We start from the raw sequence: 23,354 nt of genomic DNA, 5'->3' as shown, positions 1-23,354 counted from the left end.
AAAAAAAATATGAGCAATATGAATCTTACGCTAAAAATTTGGAGACAAAAAGGAGCGAACGATAAAGGAAGAATGGTCGACTATAAAGTGACGGATATTTCTGAGCATATGTCTTTCTTAGAAATGATGGACGTATTAAACGAACAATTAATCAACCGTGGTGAAGAGCCTGTTGCTTTTGACCATGATTGTCGTGAAGGAATTTGCGGAATGTGTTCAATGTATATTAATGGTGAAGCTCACGGACCTGATCGTGGTGTAACTACTTGTCAGTTACACATGCGTATGTTTAAAGACGGAGACACAATTACTATTGAGCCTTGGAGAGCCGCAGCATTCCCAGTAATTAAAGATTTAGTAGTTGATAGAACTTCTTTCGAACGTATTCAACAAGCTGGTGGATATATTTCGGTAAACACTTCAGGAAATACTACAGATGCAAATTCTATTTTAATTCCAAAAGAAGATGCTGATAAAGCTATGGATGCTGCAACTTGTATTGGTTGTGGTGCTTGTGTTGCAACTTGTAAAAACTCTTCTGCAATGTTATTTGTTGGAGCTAAAGTATCTCAATATGCTTTATTACCTCAAGGACAAGTAGAAGCTACTGAACGTGTTAAAAACATGGTAGCTCAAATGGATTTAGAAGGTTTTGGTAACTGTACTAATACCGGAGCATGTGAAATTGAATGTCCGAAAGGAATTTCTTTAGAAAACATTGCTCGTATGAATACTGAATTCTTAAAAGCAAGTTTAAAAGGTTAAGATTATTAATCTTTAAAATATAAAAAAACCGAAGTATTTAATACTTCGGTTTTTTGTTTTTTATAATTGTTTACTTGTTCTTTTTTGCCCAATTATCTCGTAGTCCTACTGTTTTGTTGAAGACTAATTTTTCTGGTGTAGAATCATCATCAACATTAAAATATCCTAAACGTTGAAACTGGAATCTATCTCCAATTTTGGCTGTTTGTAAACTTGGTTCAACAAAAGCTTCAATTTTTTCTAAAGAACTTGGGTTGATGAACTCCATAAAGTCTTTGTCTTTATGAGAATCTGGAGCTTCATCTAAAAACAATCTATCATAGGCTCTAACTTCTGCTTTTACAGCATGCTTTACAGAAACCCAATGCAACGTTCCTTTTACTTTACGCTTACTTTCTTCAGTACCACTACCAGATTTTGTTAATGGATCATAAGTACATTGAATTTCAGTAATATATCCATCAGCATCTTTTGTACAACTATTTGCAGTGATAAAATAAGCGTTCTTTAAACGAACTTCTTTTCCTAATTTTAGTCTAAAGAATTTCTTGTTTGCTTCTTCTCTAAAATCTTCTCTTTCGATGTAAATTTCTCTCGAAAATGGAACTTCTCTTGTACCAGCTTCCATCTCAGGATTGTTTTCAGCAATTAAGATTTCCTCTTTATCTTCAGGATAATTAGTTATTACCACTTTTACAGGATCTAAAACTCCCATAACTCTATTAGCAGTTTTATTTAAATCTTCACGAATTTTAAACTCTAACAACGCTACATCAATTACATTTTCACGTTTAGATACTCCTACAGTTTCAATAAAATTTTTGATAGATTCAGGCGTATATCCACGACGACGTAAACCCGAAATTGTAGGCATACGCGGATCGTCCCATCCAGAAACAATTTCCTCTTCTACCAATTTCATTAACTTACGTTTACTCATTACTGTATAACTTAAGTTTAAACGAGAGAATTCTCTTTGTTTTGGTACTTGAGGATATTCTGTTTTACTATACTCGTATACATTGTCTCTAAACCAGTTATATAACTCACGATGAGGTTTAAATTCTAGTGAACATAAAGAGTGTGAAATTTGCTCTATATAATCACTTTCACCATGTGTCCAATCGTACATTGGATATATAACCCAATCGTTTCCGGTTCTATGATGTTCCTTCTTTAAAATACGATACATGATTGGATCACGCATTAGCATATTTGGAGAAGTCATATCTATTTTGGCACGTAATACATGAGTTCCTTCTTTGAACTCACCATTTTTCATACGTGTAAATAAGTCTAAATTCTCTTCAACACTCCTGTCTCTGTATGGACCTGCAATACCAGGTTCGGTTGGCGTTCCTTTTTGTTCAGCCATTGCTTCAGAAGATTGAGAATCTATATACGCTTTTCCATCTTTTATTAACTGAACAGCCCAATCGTATAACTGTTGAAAATAGTCAGATGAATAACATTCGTTTTCCCATTGGTATCCTAACCAAGAAACATCACGCTTAATAGCATCTACATATTCTTGTTCTTCTTTAGCAGGATTGGTATCATCGAAACGTAGATTTACTGGTGCATTATAATGCTCTCCTAATCCGAAACTAATACCAATAGCTTTTGTATGACCAATGTGTAAATATCCATTCGGCTCTGGAGGGAAACGGAAACGTAATTTGTCTTTAGACATTCCGTTTGCTAAATCTTCTTCAATGATTTGCTCAATAAAGTTTAATGATTTCTTCTCTTCTGACATTTTCTTAGTAAATTGAAAGTGCAAAATTACGCAAAATTGTTGAGGTGATTTCTATAAACTTATTATGATTAAAAGCTTGTTATATTTTATGATGTAAGCATTTTATATGTTTTAATTTCTGCTTCTGTCATCCAATGTATAGTACTTGCTTTTGCTGCATTAATTGTAAAGTAATAAAAGGCCTTTGCATCTGCATCACTAAAACCAATAGATTTATAATAGTTAATGTAAGGTAAATGATTAGCATGACCTACAGGAAAATCTGTAGCTTCGTTTTTTCCGTCTGACCAAGAATGAACACCAATTTTTGTTCCAGTACCACGAGTTCGTTTTTTGCCTGCTAAAAAGAAGTCTACTCCACCAGAAGCAATTTCAGCATTGTTTAAAAGATGAATAATTATGTTTAAATCATGCACCTTTTTAGATAATTGTAGGTTTACTTGATCGTCTGATGAGCCATCACAATTTTTAATGTGTATAGTTTTTATGGTAGGGTAAGCAGTATAAAGAGTATTAAAATTCTTTAAGGAATTACTGTTTATGGTTCCGTTCATTTCTACCGTTTTTTTGTCATCCAAAACTTTAAAGATTCCAAAAACTGTCTTAGAATTAGGAACGATTGTATCGTTATTATTACTGCAGCTTAAAAATATTATACTTAGTATTATAACTACAATGAATGATTTTTTTGTTTTCATGTTATATAGATTTTTAAAAATTACACATAAAAAAAGCACATACTTTAGTAATAACTTTTATAGAAATTACTGAAGTATGTGCTTAAACACAAAGGGGTAAAAATTATATTTCCAATTTCTTCTTCAGTGATGAAATATAACTTACAATAAAGACCGTGCTTTATTATATAACAGATAAAAATGAGTTTACCCTACTTTAAAATATTGTATTTTTTAATTTCTTCTTTAGTCATATTGTGAATATTGTCTGCATCAGCAGCATCTAATGTATACCAGTAAAAGTCTGTTGGAATATCCATTTCTTTATAATAGTCTAAATATTTTTTATGAGATGAATCGTCTTTAGGATATTCATTGCCTCCTTTCTCGCCATCTGACCATGAATGAACTCCTATTTTAGCTGATTTGTGAGCATTTCTTAATGCACCAGCTAAAAACATATCTGTTCCTCCTGAAGCTACCATACCGTCTTTAGGAATATATGTGTTTATATTTCTTTTTCTAATTTCTCTTGACGCTAGTAAATTAATTTCATCATCTATAGAACCAGGAACTTCTTGCATAACCAAAGTTGTTACCTGCGGATTTTCATCTAAAACCTCTTTAATATCTTTAAGTGTGTTTGAGTAAATAACTCCTTTCATAAATAAAGTGTCTTTAGTTTTTGATGTTGGATTAAAGTGAAACTTTGCAGTTTGTTCTCCCATTAATTTCATCATTATTCTTTGTCCTAAACTTGTTGAAAAGTAAACTTGAGGAAAAACAAAAAATGTTATTACTCCAATAGTTAAAAAAATTGCAAGACCAATTATTAATTTTTTCATTTGATATTATTTTAAAATTAAACATAAAAAAACTCCATACACCTATCATTTTTAGATAAGGTATATGGAGTTGTTTTCCATAAATATACTTACTCTCTCAATTTCTTCCTTATGTTAGAAGAGTAAGCTTTTAATTAGAACTATAAGTTTGACGCTAATTCAATAAAATAGTTACAATTTATTTTTTAATAATTTTTTTAGTTAAGATTCCTTTAACTGAGTTAATTCTTAAAAAGTAAACTCCAGTAGGTAAATTCTCAACATTTATTTTATAATTATTTAAAAGGACATTCTTTTTAAGATGTACTAATTGACCACTAATATTAAATAATCTTATCTCAGCTTTATCCAACAGCTTCCAATTAATTGTGATATTTGAAGCTGTTGGATTTGGATAAACGTTTATATCGTTTAATAAGCTCACTTTAGTTGTCGATAAAGTTTCACTATCATATAAAGGTGTCCTCCAAGCTCCTCTACCATAGGTTGCAGCATATAGTTTTTTATCGGCATAATTAATTTCTAATTCATTAACCATAACATTTGGTAGTAAATTAGAAAAAGGTTTCCATTCATTAAGCGTATTGTCTGTATAATAAACTCCGTAATTCATTCCAAGATAAAGACCATCGTTATTGTTGTTTTGCCAAACTAAGCAAAGAGCAGCTAAATTTGGTAGTCCGGTTTTTTTAGCTACCCAAGTATTCCCTCCATCTGTGGTTATATAAACTTTATCGTCACTTGTAGTGGCTATAGCTACCTTATTTGGGTTTCTAGGGTTAATTGCAATTGAATTAATGGTTCCTTTAAATCCTTTAATCTCAGTCCAATTACCAGATCCGCTAGTAGTTTTGTAAAGAGTTTCATCTAAAGAAGCAAACATTATCTTATTATTAGATGATGCAATTTTTAATTGATTTAATGGAAGATCAAAAGTTTGAGAAATACTATTCCAGTTAGAGCCTCCATCTGTAGATTTATATACTTTAGTATATCCAGCATATATAGTATTATTAAGAATAGGGTCTTGTTCAAAAGGAGTAATCCAATTACCTTCTTTTTCAGGAGCATTTAATTCTTCATATGAATCACCATTATCGATTGATTTAACCAAAGCACCACTCTGTTGAGTTCCGTAAAAGATTTGCTTATTTTTTTTATCTATAAAAGATTCCATACCATCTGCACCTACCCAATGTTTCCACGTATTTCCATTTATAAATGCAGTGGTACCATTATCTTGAGAACCTCCAGAAATTACTACAGGATTTGTTTGACTAATTCCTATTTTATAGAATTGATGTATTCCTAAACCAGAGGTTATATCTTTATAATAATTAGTAGTAATGGCTTCAGCAGATTTGGTTGCTATAAAAATTCCTCCATCAGTAACAGCATAAAGGTCGGTTCCGTTAAACAATAAATCGTCTACATCTGCATGACAATATCCTAGGTTTGAATTTTGTGCTCCTTGTAAATTCCAATTAGATGTTGGTGAAAATGATATACCACCATTTAAAGAACGCCAGCTATTAATTCCTGCGATATGTACTTCATTACTGTTTGTAGGAGATACAGCAATAGCCATATCTCTTGGAGCTTGCCCAACGTCTAAATCATTTCCTTCTACAGCATAACCAAAGTAATTTTTATCAGAGTGATTTCTCTTTATAAAACTAGTACCACTGTTATTAGAGATGTATATAGCATTAAAAGAACTAGAACTATTTTTAGCTTCAAGAACATATACTATATTTTTGTTGGCAGGAGACACTCCTATCATTTTAACTCCTGTGTTATCAAAACCAGAAATAGTAGTCCAAGAATTTCCTCCATCGGAGGATTTATGAAATTTTTCACCAGAAGCATAAATAGTGTTAAAATCTCCAGGTTTAAATTCAATATCAAAGCCATTATCTTCTGAAGAAATTATTCTGCTCCAAGAACTTCCTCCATTATTTGATTTAAAAATACCAGAACCCTTAACAGAAGCAAATACCTTTTGATTGTTGTTAGGTTGAATTAAAATTTTATTAACCTTATTGTGACCAATAGTAGTTAACTGCTGCCATGTGTTTCCTGCATTATTTGATTTGTAAATTTTTCCTTGATCAGATCCCCAAAAGTAAATATCAGGATTTTGAGGGTCTATAGTTAACGCATATACTTTCATAGTAGAAAATTGGTCGCTTAAAGGATTCCAAGTATTGCCTTTATCAGTAGACTTCCATACACCACCAGTTTCAGCACCTATAATTATAATATTAGAATTATTTGGATGTATAGCTATTGAAGTTATTCTTCCTACCCCAGGGTTATAACCTCCATCACCATTTGTGTAGTTTGTAGGACCTAATTGTTCCCATAAACCAGAAGGAGATTGAGATTTACTTCTTGATTTATTTAAATAAGAATTGAAACGAGAAAATTCTCGAGCATAATAATGATTAGATAGTAGCTTTCCTTCTTCAGACTGTAGCCTAATAGCATTATATTCCCATCTTTTATATTGCTTATAGCCAGAACCTCTTCCTTTACCTTTCAACTTGAAATAAGCATTAGCTTTTTTTTGAATTTCTGAAAGTGTATAAGTTCCTTTTTGAATTATTTCTTTATAATCTTGAGCGTGTAAAAAAGCCGAATAGAAAAGCAGAAAAAAAAGTATTTTTTTAATCATTTTTTGAGTTTTAAAATAGTTTCAATTATTTCTTTTAAAAGAAACAATTGAAACTAATAAAACCCTACTTTATCTTTTATAAGTTCCGTCTGGTAAAACAGTTGGGAATTTATATTGTGCATCTGTTAAAAGTGCGTAAACATCTTTATCGGTAGCTTGTACCTTAGCTTTTGTGTTTAATTTCCATTCTTGCTGAATTTCATTTAAACGAGTGTCTTGAGCTCCTAAAATAGAGGTCATAGCCCAATAAAAGTATTCGGTTGCTTGACAATCGTAAGTACAAGTTGAATCGTCGTAAGTATACCAAGCTCCAGCTGGATAAGAACTAGGAATACTTGTAAACTTTCCTCCTCTAGCTTTATCCATAGCATTGGTAAGTGTAGTTCCTGCGTTTTCACCTAAAGCGTTCGGATATGCTTTTGAATACCCTGCATGTGTAATTAAGTGCCATACTTCTTCTAAAGAAGCATCGAACCTACCTTTTTTACCACTAGAAACATAAGTTGGATTTGTTTCATCTGCCCCTAAATCTTGACCTGTATATCCGTTTGGTGGATTCATATTATTCATGTCTGATTGACTTTTCCACATGAATAAAAATGCCTTATTTGCTTTCATGGTATTTAATACCGTTGGATTGTCTACAGTTCCGTCTTCATTATTATCTAAATATTGAGCCATTACATTTGCTGCGTGTAAAAGTTTTACATCTTCTACACCAGAAACAGCATAGATAGGAATATCGAAAACTGTTATTTTTTTAGGAAAATTAGAAAAAGCAGCATCTGTATTTTTTACAATTTTAAAATTTGGGTCATTACCTTCGTTTATTGTTCCTGAACCAGCAATGTCGTTATTGTTAGAGCATGATATGCATCCTATTACAAATATGCTTAAGGCTATAAGAGATATGTTTTTTAATAATTTCATATATTGATTTTTATATTATTTAATTTTTGTTCCTAACATTTTAGAATAATTAGCATTTACACTCATAGGCACATTTTTTTTCTTCATAAATTCTAAAGCCTTTTTTTGATGCGAGTTTAAACTTTGGTTTTGACCTGCAAAATTGATAGCCCAGATTTGGTGTATATATTCGTTTACAGCTGTAACTTTATCATAATTACCATTTTCAGCAGCATTTTGCTCAGAAATATCATATGTTTTTGCGTTAATATCATCGTCCATATAAGTACGTAATGCACCTCCAGTTGTAAATTTAAATTCAGAATCTACTCTACTATAAGCTTCGGTAATGGTATGAAAAACTTCTTCCCATAATGCATTCATATTATTGGGTCTCCAAGTAGATGAAATAAGCTTGTTTATTGTCCAACCTTTACCATTGTACCCTTTTACATAAGGCCAATTGTCAGTTTGCATACTCATACCATATAATCCTTTTCCTGCTACCTGATTAGATTCAGATATTTTGTCAACCATAGATAATGGACCAGAAATAAAAACTAACTTTTGAGCTAACCATTTATTAAGTTCTTTTTTATCATCATCAATTATTCCATCGTTATTTTGATCTAAAAAACTACTGAATAAACGAATACTATGATCAAAAATATCTTTACCAGTTGTTGTACTTGGAGATGCTTCTTTTGGTTTTGTAGCACTACCTACTATATAAAAACCATTAATGTTATGTACATAATCTGCGTTTGCTTTTAAGTATGCTTCTAAGGAGTTTGTATCGCTTGGATTTACACCTATTATAGTATCGTTTTTAGAACATGAAATACAACTAGAAACAACTATTATTACTATAAAAGCGCTTAGGGTGAACATTTTTTTAATCATAATTCTGCGTTTTAAATTCATTAACTTATTTGTTTAACTAATGAATCGCAAAACTATGTCCAAAAGTATGTTTTGGCTATTCGTATGAGTCCGAGTTACAGTTATTCGGACTTTTTAAGCTGATCTTGATACTGTTTTGGAGTAATTCCTTCGAGGTTTTTAAAAGCAGTATAAAAAGTAGATTTAGATGAAAAACCAGCTTCTTGTGCCAACCCCAATAAAGAAAGTTGAGAAGCTTTTGGAGATGAGACTAATTTTTTAAATTCATCTACTCTAAATTGATTGATAAAATGATAGAAGTTTTTTTGAGTATGTTCTTTGATTAGTTTAGAAAGTTCTCGCTCTTTAATTTGAACATTTTCTGATAGAAACCGTAAGTTTAAATTACTGTTTAAGTATAGTTTTTGAGTTTTGATAATAGCTACAACATTATCAAAATTACTTTTTGTATTTGTTGTAGTTTCTTCTCTAGTATTTATGACTGTTTCAAATACCGAAGATGTGAAGATTTCTTGTTGTGTAAATCCGTTATAACCTATCCAATAAATCATAAAAAAAGTGAGTATTGAAGAGGTATATGCAAAATACAAAACAATAGAATCGTTATTAAAACCAACAATATCTTCTATAATCCAAAAAGCATGAAAAAAAAGAAATATATAAACGATAGTTTTAATCCATTGCAGTGTTTTGTTTTCAATATCTGAGTAATATTCTACAATATTTGACTGATGTTTTTTTAAAAGATTTAATATGTAAATCAATAATGAAATATTGAATAAATATTCAAAATATTTTACCTCTTCCTCATGAATTTCTAAAAGATTAAAGAATATAAAAGGAATAAATAAAGCCAATGATTTAAAAGTTACTTTTTGATGTAATGTAGATTTTACATATAATAACAATAAAGGTATGGTAGCTAATGAAGTTTGTATGACAGTAATTTCAATATTTTTAAAGTTAATACCAGCCAAAAAAGCTTGAAAAACTTCAAAAGTTAAAGACCATAAAAACAAAGCTAAAAATAAATTAGCTCTTCTGTTTTTTGATTGTAAAGTGCAAAACAAAACTCCTAACATTAACGCAGTTGCTATTGATAAAACATCAACAATAGTTGGTAAGCTAATATCAAGAGTAATTTGTTCCATAGATTTTGTTATGCAAATAAAAATAAGAATAGTAGCGGAAATAACATGCCAGCAACAGCTAATTTCCAACCTCTTCCTTTAAATCCTTTTTTACCAAGTGGAATTAAAACTCCTGTTATGGCAATAACTAACATAGCAACACCAAAAATATCTGAATACCAAATCCAAAAGTTATTGGTCGATTTATGTAAGTACATAGAATGACCAATAATTGGTACTTTTCTTTTGTATTCAATTGAGCCTTTTCCTGTTGTTGCATCTGCATCAAAAATGATGTTGTTTTTAAAGTATACTCTAATTTTTCCGTCTCTAACACGATGACCATCATATTTACCAACATCTTTAGTTTTTTCTGTAATATATCCTTTGGTAAGTTGCTTTTCTTCCGAAGGAATTTCTAAGGTAAATGGTTTGTTTTCATAGGTATAATTCATAGGATACCAATCTTGACGGTGGTTTAAAATAATACCAGAGAAAGAAAAGGCAATAATAAGACCTACATAAAAATAAGCTAAATCTCTGTGAAGACTTCTGTTAGTAATTTTCATTTTTGTTACGTTTAGTGCAAAGAAAAACCCAAGATATTATTTCTTGGGTTAAAACTGTGCTAATTTTTATTTTTTACTTAGCTGAAGAAAAAGTATTGTTTTCTAAATTAACATCTGCCATTAATTTAGAAGGATCAATCTCTACACTCTTTACATCTTTAGAAACGTTAAAGCTATAAGTTGGATGTGCAAATGTCCAATCTTTTAATTTAGTTGCAGAAGATGGTTTTTCACCACGCATCATACGTAATGGAATGTTAAACATTTCTTTAGAACCATCTGTGTATGTTACTTCTACATCGATAGGCATTGGCATTTTACCAATACGCTCTAAGGTAATTTCTTTTCCGTTTACCGATTTTATTCCATAGTCAATATTATGAGTAGTTTGCGTCCACTCGTTTAAATACCAATCTAAATGAATACCTGAAACTTTTTCTGCAGTACGCTTAATATCGTTTGGTGTTGGGTGTTTAAATACAAAATCTGTATAATATTTTTTTAATGTATTTGCTACATTTTCAGCACCGATTATGTATTCTAACTGAGATAAGAAAATATTTCCTTTCGAGTAACTTCCCATTCCGTAAGCCATGTTAGTATGGTATCTATCTGCATGGGTAGAAAGCGGTTCTTCTAACTTATTTTTTACTACGTAATTATAGTAGTTATATGAACCTTTGTGCGGATTTTCTTTTCTTTCTCCTAAAATTTCGTTTTCAGCTTTGTTAGAAATATAGGTAGTAAATCCTTCATCCATCCAAGGGTGTTTACTTTCGTTAGTTGCTAATAAAAATTGAAACCAAGTGTGCGCTAATTCGTGTGCTGTAACTCCAAATAAGCTTCCCCATTTGCGTTGCCCAGTAATTAAAGTACACATTGCGTATTCCATACCACCATCTCCACCTTGAATAACTGAGTATTGCTTATATGGATACGGACCAATATGCTTGCTGAAATATTCCATTAACTCAGCAGTTTTTCCTGGTAATTGTTTCCAGTTTGCTAAGTAATTTCTTTCTAAATTATCCTTGTATAAGAAATGTAATACAATACCATTTTCCATTGTTAATACATCGTGCTCATAATTAGGGTCTGCAGCCCAAGTAAAATCGTGTACGTTTGGAGCTTTAAAATGCCATGATAATTTATTTCCTTTTGGTAAGTTTAAAGGAGTGTTTTCTTTTGCATAACCATGACCAATTTCTTGTGGATTTTGTAAATAACCAGTACCACCAACAGTATAGCTTTTATCAATATGAAGTGTAACATCAAAATTACCCCAAACTCCGTGGAATTCTCTTCCTAAGTACGGAGGAGTATGCCAACCTTCAAAATCATATTCAGCCATTTTAGGATACCATTGCGTCATAGATAAAGCAACACCTTCTGAACTATTTCTACCCGAACGACGAATTTGTTTTGGTACTTGAGCATCGAATAACATATCGAAAGTAACGCTTTCTCCTGGTTGAATAGGAGTGTTTAAAGTAACTTCTAAAATAGTACCTACAGTTTCGTGTTTAACTGCCGAACCATTTTGTTTTAAAGAGTTTACTTTAATATAACCGATTTCAGAAGGAGTTAACTTACTAATACGGTCACCAACTCTACGATCGGGATCTTTTATGTTTCTTGAACGAACATCCATTTGAGACCCTGGTTGAAAGGCATTAAAATATAAGTGATAGTACACTTTATTTAACGCATCAGGTGAGTTATTGGTGTACACTAACTTTTGTTTTCCTTTGTATTGATATGTTTTTACATCCATGTCAATATCCATAGTATAATCCACATGTTGTTGCCAATATCCTGCAGATGTCGGTTTGCTTTCCGGAGCATTTGTATTGGCCACTTTCTTATTTGTAGTAGCACAAGCAAATACCGATAGTAATGATATTCCCAGTAGTATTTTTTTCATTCGTTCATTTAATTTTTAGTGTTCATGTAATTATTTTATACAGACTTTATTCCCATACTAGACAAAGTCTTTTTAAGTTTTGTAACGTCTTTGTCGGTTTTAAGAGCTTGAAAACTTCGTTTTCTACCATTTTTTAATAATAATGAAATACGATCTCTACCAAACATTTTTTTTGTTTCAACACCGTTTATTTCAGCAAGCTTATATTTTGTTTTCCAAGATTTTTTAAAAAAATAAAATACGATTACTGCAATAGAAATAATAGTTACTGTTGATAAAACCGAATAAATAACTTCATTTTTTTCAAAACTCATCGAGTATAATTGAAGTCCTAAATTTACAATATTTATAGACATTAAAAAGAGGACGACTTTTGAATACATTGGTACATCGTCTTTTATTGTAAGTTCTTTTAATTGCTTGTCAAATTCTAACTGCATAATTGCTTTAACAAAAAAAGAGCATTACTAAAGAATGCTCTTTTAATTTATAGTTTAGTGAAAAGAATTATTTTCTTCCGTTTACCATTCTATCAGCCATTCTTAATGCATTGTATGCATTAACAACACGACCAGAAACCGATAATTCTGAGAAAGGAACTAATTCACCATCTTGATTTTCTCTTGTTTTTGATCCTGGTTTTACAACATCAAAATCAATTTTAGTACCAGAGTTCATTAAAATGTGTTTTACTTGACTCGCACTTAATTGTGGATAGTAAGAACGAACTAAAGCAGCTACACCTGCAGCATTTGGAGATGCCATAGAAGTACCGTTAAATTTCTTGTACTCTCCTTCTGGTGTTGTAGAATAAATTTGAACACCAGGAGCAAATACATCTACATTTAATTTACCGTAGTTAGAGAAACCAGCAGGTAAATCTTTATTGTAATTAGCACTCATTGCACCAACAGTTAAGAAGTTGTCTGCAATTTCATTAGCTAAATCTGGAGCATCGTTAGGAAATGTTTTTTCAACATCAATATTCTTTCCGTCGTTACCAGCAGCATTAACGATTAATACGTCTTTATCTGCAGCATATTTAATAGCATCGTAAACCCACTCTTTGTTAGGAGAGAATCCTTTACCAAAACTTGTGTTAATTACTTTAGCACCATTATCTACCGCATAACGAATACCTAAAGCAACATCTTTATCGTACTCATCTCCGTCAGATACAGAACGAACCGCCATAATTTTTACGTTATTAGCTACACCTTTCATTCCTTTACCATTATCTCTAGAAGCACCTACAATACCAGAAACGTGAGACCCATGAGCTTCACCTTTTTCTGAATGTCCAGTATTACCATTACCAGAACCTGGTTTATCATTAATGTCATAAGCGTTGTCTCCAACAACTTTACGGTAATCAGTTTTTAAATTATCTCCGTTAATTGTTTTTTCAGCGCTTTCTATTAATCCTTTTAATTCGTCTGGAACTGCATCCATAGTACGACCAATGCTTTCTACAAAAGAAGCTACACCTTTAGCTTGAATTAAATCAGGATCGTTAGAGTTAATAGCTTTTACTTCTTCAAAAGTATATTTATCTTTTCCTAATTGTTTCTTAATAGCTTTGTCTGCAGCAAGAATTCTCTTTCGCATTGCTCCATATCGCTCCTTATTTTTCTTAGCTCCTTCAACTTTTTCTGCTTGATACTTCTTTACTTCTTCTAAAGTTTCAGCATCAGCAATTGATGGATTCATTAAAATACGCTCGTACTCTAAATGTTCTTTATAAGAATCACCTAAGAAGTTCCAACCGTTAATATCGTCTACGTAACCGTTTTTATCATCATCAATACCGTTACCAGCAATTTCATCTTTGTTTACCCAAGCAACATCTACTAAATCTTCGTGCTTTAAGTCTGTACCAGAGTCAACAACTCCAACAACAACTTCAACTCCTTTTTTACCATTTAAAAACTCATACGCTTTATCTACACTCATTCCAGGAATAGAATCGGTAGCTAAATCTAAATGTTGCCAGTTTTCTTTTTGGAATTTAGTTAACTCTGCTTTTTTAGCAGGAATATTAACCACTGTATTTGGTCCTGTTGGTACAGGGATTTTGTGCGTTGATTTACAACTTGCCAAAGTAGCAATAGCTACTGCCGAGTAAAACACTGGTTTTAAAACTCTCATAATCTCTCTATCTTAATTAAATATATCTGTAAATTTATAACTCTCTTTTAAGCGAACTCCTTTTTCGGTATGCTGCACAGTACATAGTTCATTGTATGCATCGTGCTCTAAAAATAAATAGAATTCTTTGTCGGCAGCTTCGTTTAAGAACACTCTTTTTTCTTCTAAAGTAAGTAAAGGTCTTGTGTCGTATCCCATAACGTAGGGTAATGGAATGTGACCAACGGTAGGTAGTAAATCTGCCATAAAAACAATAGTTTTTCCTTGATATTCTATCTTCGGAAGCATTTGTTTTTCGGTATGACCATCCATAAACAATACATCGAAACCAACTTGGTCTTTTGCATTTCTATGAATAAAGTTTAATTGACCATTTTCTTCAATAGGATTGATGTTTTCTTTTAAAAATGATGCTTTTTCACGAGCATTTGGTTTTACTGCCCAGTTCCAATGACGTTCATTGCTCCAAACCTTAGCATTTTTAAATGCAGGCATAAATCCCGTTCGGTCGTTATTCCATTGAATTACACCACCACAATGATCAAAATGTAAGTGTGTTAAAAACACATCGGTAATATCATCTCTATGAAAACCGTATTTTGCTAAAGAAGTATCTAACGAAAAATCGCCAAATAAGTAATAATACCCTAAGAATTTGTCGGATTGTTTGTTGCCAATTCCTGTATCAACCAAAGTAAGTCGATCTCCATCTTCAATAAGCATACAGCGCATGCTCATAGAAATCATGTTCTTTTCATCGGCAGGATTTGTTCTTTGCCAAATAGATTTAGGAACCACACCAAACATAGCACCTCCATCTAATTTAAAATTACCTGTTTCTATAGGATAAATTCGCATAGCTACAAAGATGCAGAATTTTAACGACTTTTTTTGTTAAGGAAAATTAAAAAAGCATACCAGAATTTTGATATGCTTTTCTTTTGAGATGGGTTATGTGTTTGTTGGATGGTCTCGGCTATGAGTAGTTGTGTGGTTTATATTAAACTTTGCAAGTACACACTAAACTGAAAGCCTGTAAGGGTTTTCAGAAAAAAGAAAGAACAAGCAATTACTTATAGCCAATATTACTCTACTTATCAAATTAATTTTAATCAACAGTAAAACTAATAGGAGCAGAATATTTCATGCCAACTTGTTTTCCATTATGATTTGCGGGTTTCATGATAGGTAAAGCTCTTGCCGCTCTAATAGCTTCTTTTTTTAAACTAGGGTGGGGAGCTCTAGCTCTGATGTCTACTACTTTACCTTCAGGTCCAACTCTAAAACTTAACCAAACTTTTTTTTTCCCGCTAGAAAGTCCTAACTTATTTGCTAGAGTTTTATCAAAATTAATATTTAAAAATTCTCTAACTTTTGAACTAAAGCAAGAAGCCATTTGTTTTCTATCTCCTATGCAACCTGGATATACTGGAGGGAATTCTATAATTGCAAAAGGAACATCAGGGCCATATTTCTTATAGTACTCTTTATAATATTCTTCAATTTTTTTCTTCTTTTCTTCTTGTTTTTTAACTTCAATTTTCTGAGCAGTTGCCTTTTCTTTAACATCTATCATAAGCGATAACATGTTATTATAATCACTATGGTCAGTGTCAGCTGTATCAAAATACGTTTTTAAGTGTTCTTCTGCACTAATGTAATTGTTATTCGCTATTTCTATTTTTACATAAAGAGCTTCAATTTTTGGATTTGTATTGCCTAGGTATTTTACTGTTTTATCTAAATTTTCTAAAGAGGCTTTGTTATTACCCTCGCTATATGTCTCTTGTGCTTTTAAAAAATAAGATTGTGCAAATTGTTCGTTAGTTTGAGCTATAGTAGCTGAAGCAATTAAACTGATTATAATAAAGATGTTTTTTTTCATTCTTAACTTGTTTTTAATTCCAAAAATCTTTCTTTTTTGTTTTTTTAGTAGTTGTTTTCTTTTTTTTACCCCAAAAGTCTGTATTAGAATTTACTTTGGCTTTTCCTTTTGTACCATAAGAGAAGTTTATGTCATTACCAACTTTAATATAGCTTGAACGAGCATAACCTTTTATATTTTGATATTCTCTTTCTTGCAATGCTTTAGAAGTAAAAGGTCCTTGAATATAAATATTATTAAGTCGGTACTTGTTTTTGAATTTTTTGATAACGTCTTGCTTATACGGTAGTTGGTTGTTAGAATTTTTATATAAAATAAGTTTTGACAATTTTATACTCTCTTCGCCTGTTTTTGCTATGATTATAAAATAGGCAGTAGCATTTGGGTAACTCAATGGTATTTTTGCATCTGAAAGAGTATTCATAAACTCTTTTTTAGAGTTTTTGATTTTCTCTTTTCTTTTTCTTTCGGCTTTTTCTCTACGTTCTTCTTCCTCCCATCTTAATTTACGTAAACGTTTTTTTTCGGCTATTCTTTTAAGTTCTCGTTCTTCAAACTTTCTTTGATTTTCTTTAGCTCTAGCCATACCTTCTAATACGTTATTAAATTTATTTACAGCATTTTTATAATTTTTAACGTTCTCTTTATCTTGTCTTTCAAATTCTCTCTTCATTCTTTCTCTTTCTAGTTTTTTTTGTTCTTCTAATCTTTGCTGTCTATTACTTTCTCTTTGATATTTTAGCTTTCTTGCTTCGGCTTCTTTTCTGCGCTTCTCGTAGATGGATTCATAATTGTAGTTTCCTGAGTTTTTTATGTAATTTTTACTTTCATCACTTAAAGCACTTGTGTTTTCGTTCCAAGAAGAATTATTGTTTGAATTTGATGTGTAATTTGAGTCAGCAGATTCTACGTTTGTAACTTGTATTGTACCTCCATTTGCAATAGCATTACATACATAAACTACTTTAGATTTATTTGGTTTTATATATACTGTTCCGTTTGTTACAGCATTTCCATTTGGTTTAACTTTACCATTATATTCCCAGACCACTTTTATTTTTTGATCACAATTATTGGTTATAGTTGCGTGTGGTGATAGCAATTCTTTTTCTCGATCATCTCCTAAACATGAGTTTTTAAATTCAGTTTGAGATAGAGCTACACATTCATCCCAGTTGTTTGCTGCTTTTCCATTTTTAGACTGTCCATAACTAGAAGTAGAGAATAGAATTCCAAGTAAGATAAAAAAGAGCTTTTTCATTTTAGAAGTATTTAATTTTCAATTATAAGGAAGTTACTGTTTTTAGTCAATACCTATTATTGAGTATTTTGGGTCTTGATATTTGCTAACTTGTTATATATAAATGTCTTCTTATTCGTTAATTTTTACTGAATAAAAGATTTTTTTACCGAAAGCTAAATAGAAAAAAGATATATAAATAAAAAAACCTTGATAACGATTATGTTATCAAGGCTTTTTGAGGTGCCGAGCGGATTCGAACCGCTGTACATGGTGTTGCAGACCACTGCCTAGCCACTCGGCCACGGCACCTTTTAATTAGGACTGCAAATTTACATTTTTTCTTGTTTACTGCAAGCTTTTTTTACTTTTTACGCTCATCTTCTAAAATAATAACTACTTCAGAAACATTTCCGCCAATAGGAGGATTTAATTTAGCAACTCCAATCTTTGCATAATCTACCAAAGGTATTTCCTTGAAAATGCGATCAATAATGCGTTTTGCTACATGTTCTAATAACTTAGAACGTATAGCCATTTCTTCTTTTACAATATGATTTAGATGTACATAATCTACAGTATCTAAAAGCTCATCTGTATTGGCAGATTTTTGTAAATCGGCTTTAATTTCAAGATCAACTCGATATTCTGAACCTATTTTTGCTTCTTCATCTAAACATCCATGATTAGTAAAAAGACGAATATTATTTACTTGTATTATTCCCAAATTAAATTGTTTTAAGAGGTGTACTATTTATTACAACGACAAAAGTACTTACTTTACCTTAAAAGTTTCTTTAGAATCTCTTATTTGTACAGTGTAAGTGCCTTTTGGCAAGTAATATTTTCCGTTTTTGGCTTTTTTAATTGGTGTGTCTTTATGTTGTTTTATATAGTTTTTTCTTCCTTTTTCTGAAAAAGAAACATCGAAAATGGTTTCGTTAAACCCTTTTACAGCTTTCGTTTTAAAACTATTCACCAAAATATCTTTTGAATAAACATTTACACTAACTTCTTTAGCGGTATTACTGTAAAAAGAGATAGATAATTTAGGCGTATTTGGTTGTAACCACTTGCTCCAAGAACTTCCCCAGAAATTACTTTTTCTAATAGGATTTACCTTGAAAATATGCGCATCTTTTTTCGCTATTACTGAATTAAATTCTTGCAACGGAGCAATGTTTGCTTTGTAAATACTTCTACCATGAGTACCTACCACTAAATGTTTTGCTTGTGGTTGAATTACCAAATCATGCACAGCAACATTGGGTAAGTTTTTGGTAAACGGTTGCCAAGTAGTTCCTTTGTCTAAAGAAACATACAATCCGTTATCGGTTCCTATATATAGAACATTTTCGTTTTTAGAATCTTCTTTAATTACATTAACGGGTGATACTGGAATTGAACTTCCAATATTTTTCCATGTTTTTCCGTAGTTGTCAGAAACAAAAACATATGGCGTAAAATCGTCCCAACGATATCCATTTAGCGTAACATAAACACGCTCTTTTTTATGTTTAGAAGCAATTACTCTACTTACCCATAAATCTTTAGGGAAAGAGCTTGAAATATTTTCCCAAGTACCACCACCGTTTTTTGATAAATGTACCAAACCATCGTCAGAACCTACATATAATACTCCGAATTGGAAAGGACTTTCTGAAATAGAAGTAAGTGTACCATAAGCCACATTTCCTTTTTTACCTCCTTTGGTTAAATCATTTGAAATTGTTTCCCAAGTATTTCCTTGATTTAAAGAACGGTGTAATTTATTTCCTCCTAAATATAAAATATCTTGATTGTGTTTTGAAAGTAAAATAGGTGTTTGCCAATTGAAGCGATATGGCTTTTCTCCTAATTTATGTTTTGGTTGAATATACTTTCGTTTACCAGTTTCTCTGTCAATTCTAAAGTAATTCCCGAATTGATATCCTGTATACACAATATTTGGATTTCTATCGTCAACAGCTACTTGCATTCCATCACCACCCATTAACGACTTATATGGGTTTTCACCAGTTTGTTTCCAACTTTTATCAATTTTTGCGGTGTGTTTTGCAACCCAAACTCCGTTGTCTTGTAATCCACCATATACACGATATGGTTTTTGATTATCGGCATACACAGAATAAAACTGCCCCACAGAAGGAACATTTAGTTTTGTCCAACTCTCTCCGTCATCGTAAGAAAGGTTTAATCCACCGTCGTTTCCATCAATTAAATGACCTTTTCTATTCGGATTTACCCACAATGCCTGATGATCGGCATGTACATTTTCTTTACTAATTGAAATGAATGTTTTCCCACCATCTTTCGATTTTAAAATAGGAACTCCCAATACATAAATACCATTTTTGTCTTGAGGGTCTACACGAACTTCACCAAAATAATATCCGTATGAATAATAAAGATCATCTAAATATCCTTCGTGAGTTTTTTCCCAAGATTTCCCCCCGTTATCTGTTCTAAAAACTTCTGCTCCAATCACAGGAGTATCGAATAATAATGAGTTGGCATTTTCTAAGTAGCTTGCTAAATCGGCAGGTTTTACATCGCCAGAACGTACCATTTGCTTTACATTGGCAGCTCTATATTTTTCTTGAAACCCATTAAGTTTTAAATAGGTGTTTAGTTTTTTATCTTTTAAATCTAAAAATTCGGTTACCGTCATGTTTTTAAAATCATCTTTGGTAAGCGCATTAGAATCAGACTTTTTCTTTTTTTCCTTTTTTCTTCGGAATTGATTATCGTGAAAAGCATATACAGTGTTTTCATCAAAAACATCTAAACCGATTCTTCCTACACCATTACCGTTTGGAAATCCGTTATTTTCAGAAATTTTCTTCCAAGTATTTCCTCCGTCTGTACTTTTATAAATACTAGAGTTCGTTCCGTCACCGTCAAAATGCCATGCTTTGCGGTCTCGCTCCCAAGAGGCAGCATATAAAACATTAAAATTATTAGGAGCCATAGCAAGGTCAATAATTCCAGTACTGTCATTTATAAATAAGGTTCTTTTCCATGTTTTACCACCATCGGTAGTTTTGTAAATCCCTCTTTCATTGTTAGGAGAATATAAATGACCTAAAACTCCCACAATAATTTCGTTCGGATTGTTTGGATTGATAACAATTCTACCAATATGTTGAGAGTCGAATAAGCCAACATTTTCCCAAGTTTTACCTTTATCAGTAGATTTTAAAATACCAATACCCGCATATGAAGATCGAGAAGAATTGTTTTCTCCTGTACCTACCCATAAAGTTCCGTTTTTCCAGTCAACAGCAATATCTCCAATATTTTGAGTCGGTGCATTATCAAAGACAGATGTAAAAGTTGTTCCGTTGTTATTGGTGTACCATAGCCCTCCTGAAGCGTATCCCACGTAAAATTCGGTTGGATTGTTAGGGTTTACAGCTATATCAACCACACGACCACTCATAACTGTTGGTCCGATATTTTCAAAAGGAATATTTTTAACAAGTGACGTTTGTGTTAAGGCTTCTTTTTGTTGTAATGCTTTTTTTATTACTTCGGAAGAAGTAGCGGGTTGTTGTGCTAATGTTGCTAAAGAATATGTTGCAAGAATTGCAGTGTAAAGTTTTTTCATTAGTTGGTTTGTTTAAGAATTGATGAAATTACTACAAGATAAAATCAAATCAAAAAAATTAACAACCATACAACATTTTTTGCCAATTTGTTAAGAATAAAAAGAGTAGATTTGTGAGTAAGCAACTATTTTTAGCTATGAACATTTTTATACTTTCGGTTGGAGATTATATTTACTCAACGCAGAGAATATATAAAGAAGCTCGACGACGAGGACACAATGTACAAGTTGTAAATCATTTAAAATGCTCTATAAAACTTAGTGGAGGAAAACCCGAAATTATCTATGAAGGAAAGAATATTATAGACGATGTTGATATAATTATTCCTAGAATTGGAGCATCGGCAACTCGACATGGAGCAGCAGTTGTTAAAGAGTTTGAAATGAATGGAGTTTACAGTACAGCACGGTCTTTAGGCATTTTACGAGCTCAAAATAAGGTGCGAACATTACAAATAATGAATCGTAAACACATACCAATACCCAACACGGTTTTTTCGGTAAATCCTGAAAACATTGGTGAGCAAATCGATTTGTTAGGAGGAGCTCCAATAATTATTAAACTTCAAGAAGGAACTCACGGTTCTGGGGTCATTTTAGCAGAATCTAAGAAGTCGGCAAAATCTATTATAGATACGATGTACAGTACCAATACGAGTATTTTATTGCAAGAGTTTATAAAGGAAAGTAATAGCGAAGATATTAGAGTTTTGGTAGTAGGAGGAAAGGTGGTTTCTTCAATGAAACGTAAAGGAGTAGACGATGATTTTCGCTCGAATATTCATAGAGGGGGAAGCGGTTCTAAAGTTGAATTAACTGAAGAAGAAGAAGCAATTGCTATTAAAGCTGCTCATCATTTAGGGTTACCTGTTGCGGGAGTAGATTTAATTCGCTCTAAAAGAGGATCATTACTAATTGAAGTTAATTCAACCCCAGGTTTACAAGGAATAGAAGCATATACAGGAGATAATATTGCAAAAGCAATAGTTAAATTTTTAGAAGAAGAATGTTCGGCAAAAAGTTTAAAAACAACCTCGTAGAAATTAGAGGAGAGAAAATAGCATTAGGAGAATCAAGATTGATAAAAATTCCTGTAGATAGATTACCAACAGGAACACTTATTGAAATTCCTGTTTATATTTTTAATGGAAAAGAACCTGGACCTACTGTTCTATTACAAGGAGGGTTGCATGGAGATGAGGTAAATAGCGTGGAGTTGGTAAGAAGAATGCTTATTGATAAATCGTATAAAATTTATAGGGGTTGCGTAATTGTTGTTCCGTTGTTAAACGTTTTTGGATTTTTGAATCTTTCTAGAGATATGCATGGAAAAGATGTAAATAGAAGTTTTCCAGGATCAAAAAGAGGATCATTAGCAAGTAGAATGGCATATTACTTAATGAAAGAACTAACTCAGAATGTAGATTTTGCTATTGATTTTCATACAGGAGGAGCACAACGAAGTAATTATCCACAAATTCGTTATACTCCAGAAGATGAAAGAGGAAAAGCACTTGCCAATATTTTTAATGCACCACTAACATTTGGTTCTAAACTAATAGCAAAGTCTTTTAGAAATGAATGTTTTAAAAATAATATACCCGTAATAGTTTACGAAGGAGGAGAATCGTTACGATTAGATGAGTGTTCAATTCAAGAGGGAATCAATGGTACACTTCGTATTCTACATCATTTTAACATGATTAGTAAAGAAGTAGTCGTTCCAAATGCAAAACCAAGTGTTGAGTTGCATAAACGAAAATGGATACGTGCTAAAGTTGCAGGAATTTTTAATGCTACAATTAAAAACGGAGCTAAGGTCGAAAAAGGACAACTTTTAGGAAATATTATGGACACTTACGGAGAAACTAAATTCCCAGTAAAAGCCCCTACGAGCGGTTATATTATTGCAAAAAATAACTTTCCAATCATTAATATGGGAGACGCATTGTTTCATATAGGTGAAATTCTAAATAGTTGATTTTATTTGTTTTACTAATTTATTTTTCGTTAATTTATTCTGAATTAACTATTTAAAACTTTGTTTATATGGAATTAATTATCAGTTTGCTTACGGGCGCTGTTGGCGGAAATTTAGCTGGAGCTTTATTAAAAAAATACTCTATGGGTACTTTATGGAATTCTGTAGTTGGAATTCTTGGAGGAGGTTTAGGAGCACAACTTTTGGATATGCTTGGTATAGACCTTGGAGGTATTGTAGGTAGTATTGCCGGTGGTGGCGTTGGTGGAGGAGTATTAATGGTAATTATCGGATTAATTAAAGGAGCTATGTCTAAATAAAAGTTCGTGTAA

The 23,354-nt window shown here is 31.9% G+C and carries 20 protein-coding genes and 1 tRNA gene; 4 read left to right on the top strand and 17 right to left on the bottom strand.

Annotation, left to right across the window (positions count from 1 at the left end; translation table 11 throughout):
- Window positions 1-9: 9 nt before the first annotated feature.
- Window positions 10-765, top strand: coding sequence for a succinate dehydrogenase/fumarate reductase iron-sulfur subunit (locus WH52_RS04700; RefSeq protein WP_086029776.1), 756 nt, complete (start codon window positions 10-12; stop codon window positions 763-765).
- A gap of 70 nt (window positions 766-835) precedes the next feature.
- Here the strand turns inward: WH52_RS04700 and WH52_RS04695 are convergent, their stop codons facing one another.
- The 17 genes from WH52_RS04695 to WH52_RS04615 all read right to left on the bottom strand — a co-directional run bounded on the left by WH52_RS04695 (window position 836) and on the right by WH52_RS04615 (window position 21,041).
- Window positions 836-2,524: a glutamine--tRNA ligase/YqeY domain fusion protein gene (locus WH52_RS04695; protein WP_086029775.1), complete on the bottom strand. Its 1,689-nt coding sequence runs from the start codon at window positions 2,522-2,524 to the stop codon at window positions 836-838.
- An 86-nt stretch (window positions 2,525-2,610) separates the two neighbouring features.
- Entirely contained in the window at window positions 2,611-3,222 is a 612-nt protein-coding gene (locus WH52_RS04690; protein WP_086029774.1) for a hypothetical protein, read from the bottom strand.
- 191 nt (window positions 3,223-3,413) lie between these two features.
- Complete coding sequence (locus tag WH52_RS04685; RefSeq protein WP_086029773.1) at window positions 3,414-4,046, bottom strand: hypothetical protein; 633 nt, start codon at window positions 4,044-4,046, stop codon at window positions 3,414-3,416.
- A 178-nt stretch (window positions 4,047-4,224) separates the two neighbouring features.
- A complete protein-coding gene (locus tag WH52_RS04680) occupies window positions 4,225-6,723 on the bottom strand; it encodes a T9SS type A sorting domain-containing protein (protein WP_086029772.1) in 2,499 nt (832 codons plus the stop codon).
- A 69-nt stretch (window positions 6,724-6,792) separates the two neighbouring features.
- Window positions 6,793-7,653, bottom strand: a complete 861-nt coding sequence (locus tag WH52_RS04675; protein WP_086029771.1) for a hypothetical protein — start codon at window positions 7,651-7,653, stop codon at window positions 6,793-6,795.
- Window positions 7,654-7,668: 15 nt separating this feature from the next.
- On the bottom strand, window positions 7,669-8,523 hold the full coding sequence (locus WH52_RS04670) for a hypothetical protein (protein ID WP_233131515.1): 855 nt from the start codon (window positions 8,521-8,523) through the stop codon (window positions 7,669-7,671).
- Window positions 8,524-8,636: 113 nt separating this feature from the next.
- A complete protein-coding gene (locus WH52_RS04665; RefSeq protein ID WP_086029769.1) occupies window positions 8,637-9,686 on the bottom strand; it encodes a helix-turn-helix domain-containing protein in 1,050 nt (349 codons plus the stop codon).
- 8 nt (window positions 9,687-9,694) lie between these two features.
- Window positions 9,695-10,234 (bottom strand): PepSY-associated TM helix domain-containing protein, encoded by a 540-nt coding sequence (locus WH52_RS04660; protein WP_086029768.1) that lies wholly within the window; start codon window positions 10,232-10,234, stop codon window positions 9,695-9,697.
- A gap of 73 nt (window positions 10,235-10,307) precedes the next feature.
- On the bottom strand, window positions 10,308-12,158 hold the full coding sequence (locus WH52_RS04655) for a M1 family metallopeptidase (RefSeq protein WP_086029767.1): 1,851 nt from the start codon (window positions 12,156-12,158) through the stop codon (window positions 10,308-10,310).
- A 35-nt stretch (window positions 12,159-12,193) separates the two neighbouring features.
- The gene (locus WH52_RS04650; RefSeq protein ID WP_086029766.1) at window positions 12,194-12,598 is read right to left on the bottom strand and encodes a hypothetical protein; all 405 of its coding nucleotides are present in this window, start codon (window positions 12,596-12,598) and stop codon (window positions 12,194-12,196) included.
- A 67-nt stretch (window positions 12,599-12,665) separates the two neighbouring features.
- Window positions 12,666-14,306, bottom strand: coding sequence for a S8 family peptidase (locus tag WH52_RS04645; protein WP_086029765.1), 1,641 nt, complete (start codon window positions 14,304-14,306; stop codon window positions 12,666-12,668).
- 12 nt (window positions 14,307-14,318) lie between these two features.
- Window positions 14,319-15,164, bottom strand: a complete 846-nt coding sequence (locus tag WH52_RS04640) for an MBL fold metallo-hydrolase (protein WP_086029764.1) — start codon at window positions 15,162-15,164, stop codon at window positions 14,319-14,321.
- A gap of 250 nt (window positions 15,165-15,414) precedes the next feature.
- The gene (locus WH52_RS04635; protein ID WP_086029763.1) at window positions 15,415-16,191 is read right to left on the bottom strand and encodes an energy transducer TonB; all 777 of its coding nucleotides are present in this window, start codon (window positions 16,189-16,191) and stop codon (window positions 15,415-15,417) included.
- Between the two features lie 13 nt (window positions 16,192-16,204).
- Entirely contained in the window at window positions 16,205-17,452 is a 1,248-nt protein-coding gene (locus WH52_RS04630; RefSeq protein ID WP_086029762.1) for a hypothetical protein, read from the bottom strand.
- Between the two features lie 220 nt (window positions 17,453-17,672).
- Window positions 17,673-17,743 (bottom strand) — tRNA-Cys (locus WH52_RS04625).
- 52 nt (window positions 17,744-17,795) lie between these two features.
- A complete protein-coding gene (gene folB / locus WH52_RS04620) occupies window positions 17,796-18,158 on the bottom strand; it encodes a dihydroneopterin aldolase (RefSeq protein WP_086029761.1) in 363 nt (120 codons plus the stop codon).
- Between the two features lie 48 nt (window positions 18,159-18,206).
- On the bottom strand, window positions 18,207-21,041 hold the full coding sequence (locus WH52_RS04615) for a VPS10 domain-containing protein (RefSeq protein ID WP_086029760.1): 2,835 nt from the start codon (window positions 21,039-21,041) through the stop codon (window positions 18,207-18,209).
- A gap of 113 nt (window positions 21,042-21,154) precedes the next feature.
- Between WH52_RS04615 and WH52_RS04610 the strand changes: the two genes are divergently transcribed.
- From WH52_RS04610 to WH52_RS04600, 3 genes are all read left to right on the top strand, one after another.
- Complete coding sequence (locus WH52_RS04610; RefSeq protein ID WP_317041837.1) at window positions 21,155-22,081, top strand: RimK family alpha-L-glutamate ligase; 927 nt, start codon at window positions 21,155-21,157, stop codon at window positions 22,079-22,081.
- Window positions 22,048-23,022 carry a succinylglutamate desuccinylase/aspartoacylase family protein gene (locus WH52_RS04605; protein ID WP_086029758.1) on the top strand — a complete coding sequence of 325 codons (975 nt, stop codon included), beginning with the start codon at window positions 22,048-22,050 and terminating at the stop codon, window positions 23,020-23,022. The genes WH52_RS04610 and WH52_RS04605 overlap by 34 nt, the downstream gene beginning before the upstream one ends.
- Before the next feature lie 68 nt (window positions 23,023-23,090).
- Window positions 23,091-23,342 (top strand): hypothetical protein, encoded by a 252-nt coding sequence (locus tag WH52_RS04600; RefSeq protein ID WP_086029757.1) that lies wholly within the window; start codon window positions 23,091-23,093, stop codon window positions 23,340-23,342.
- The last annotated feature ends 12 nt before the right edge of the window (window positions 23,343-23,354 follow it).

Origin of the sequence: Tenacibaculum holothuriorum, from assembly GCF_002120225.1 — a bacterium.
Taxonomy (GTDB): Bacteria; Bacteroidota; Bacteroidia; order Flavobacteriales; family Flavobacteriaceae; genus Polaribacter; species Polaribacter holothuriorum.
Note: the sequence above shows the minus strand (reverse complement) of the source record. Positions and strands in the feature narration are given on the sequence as shown.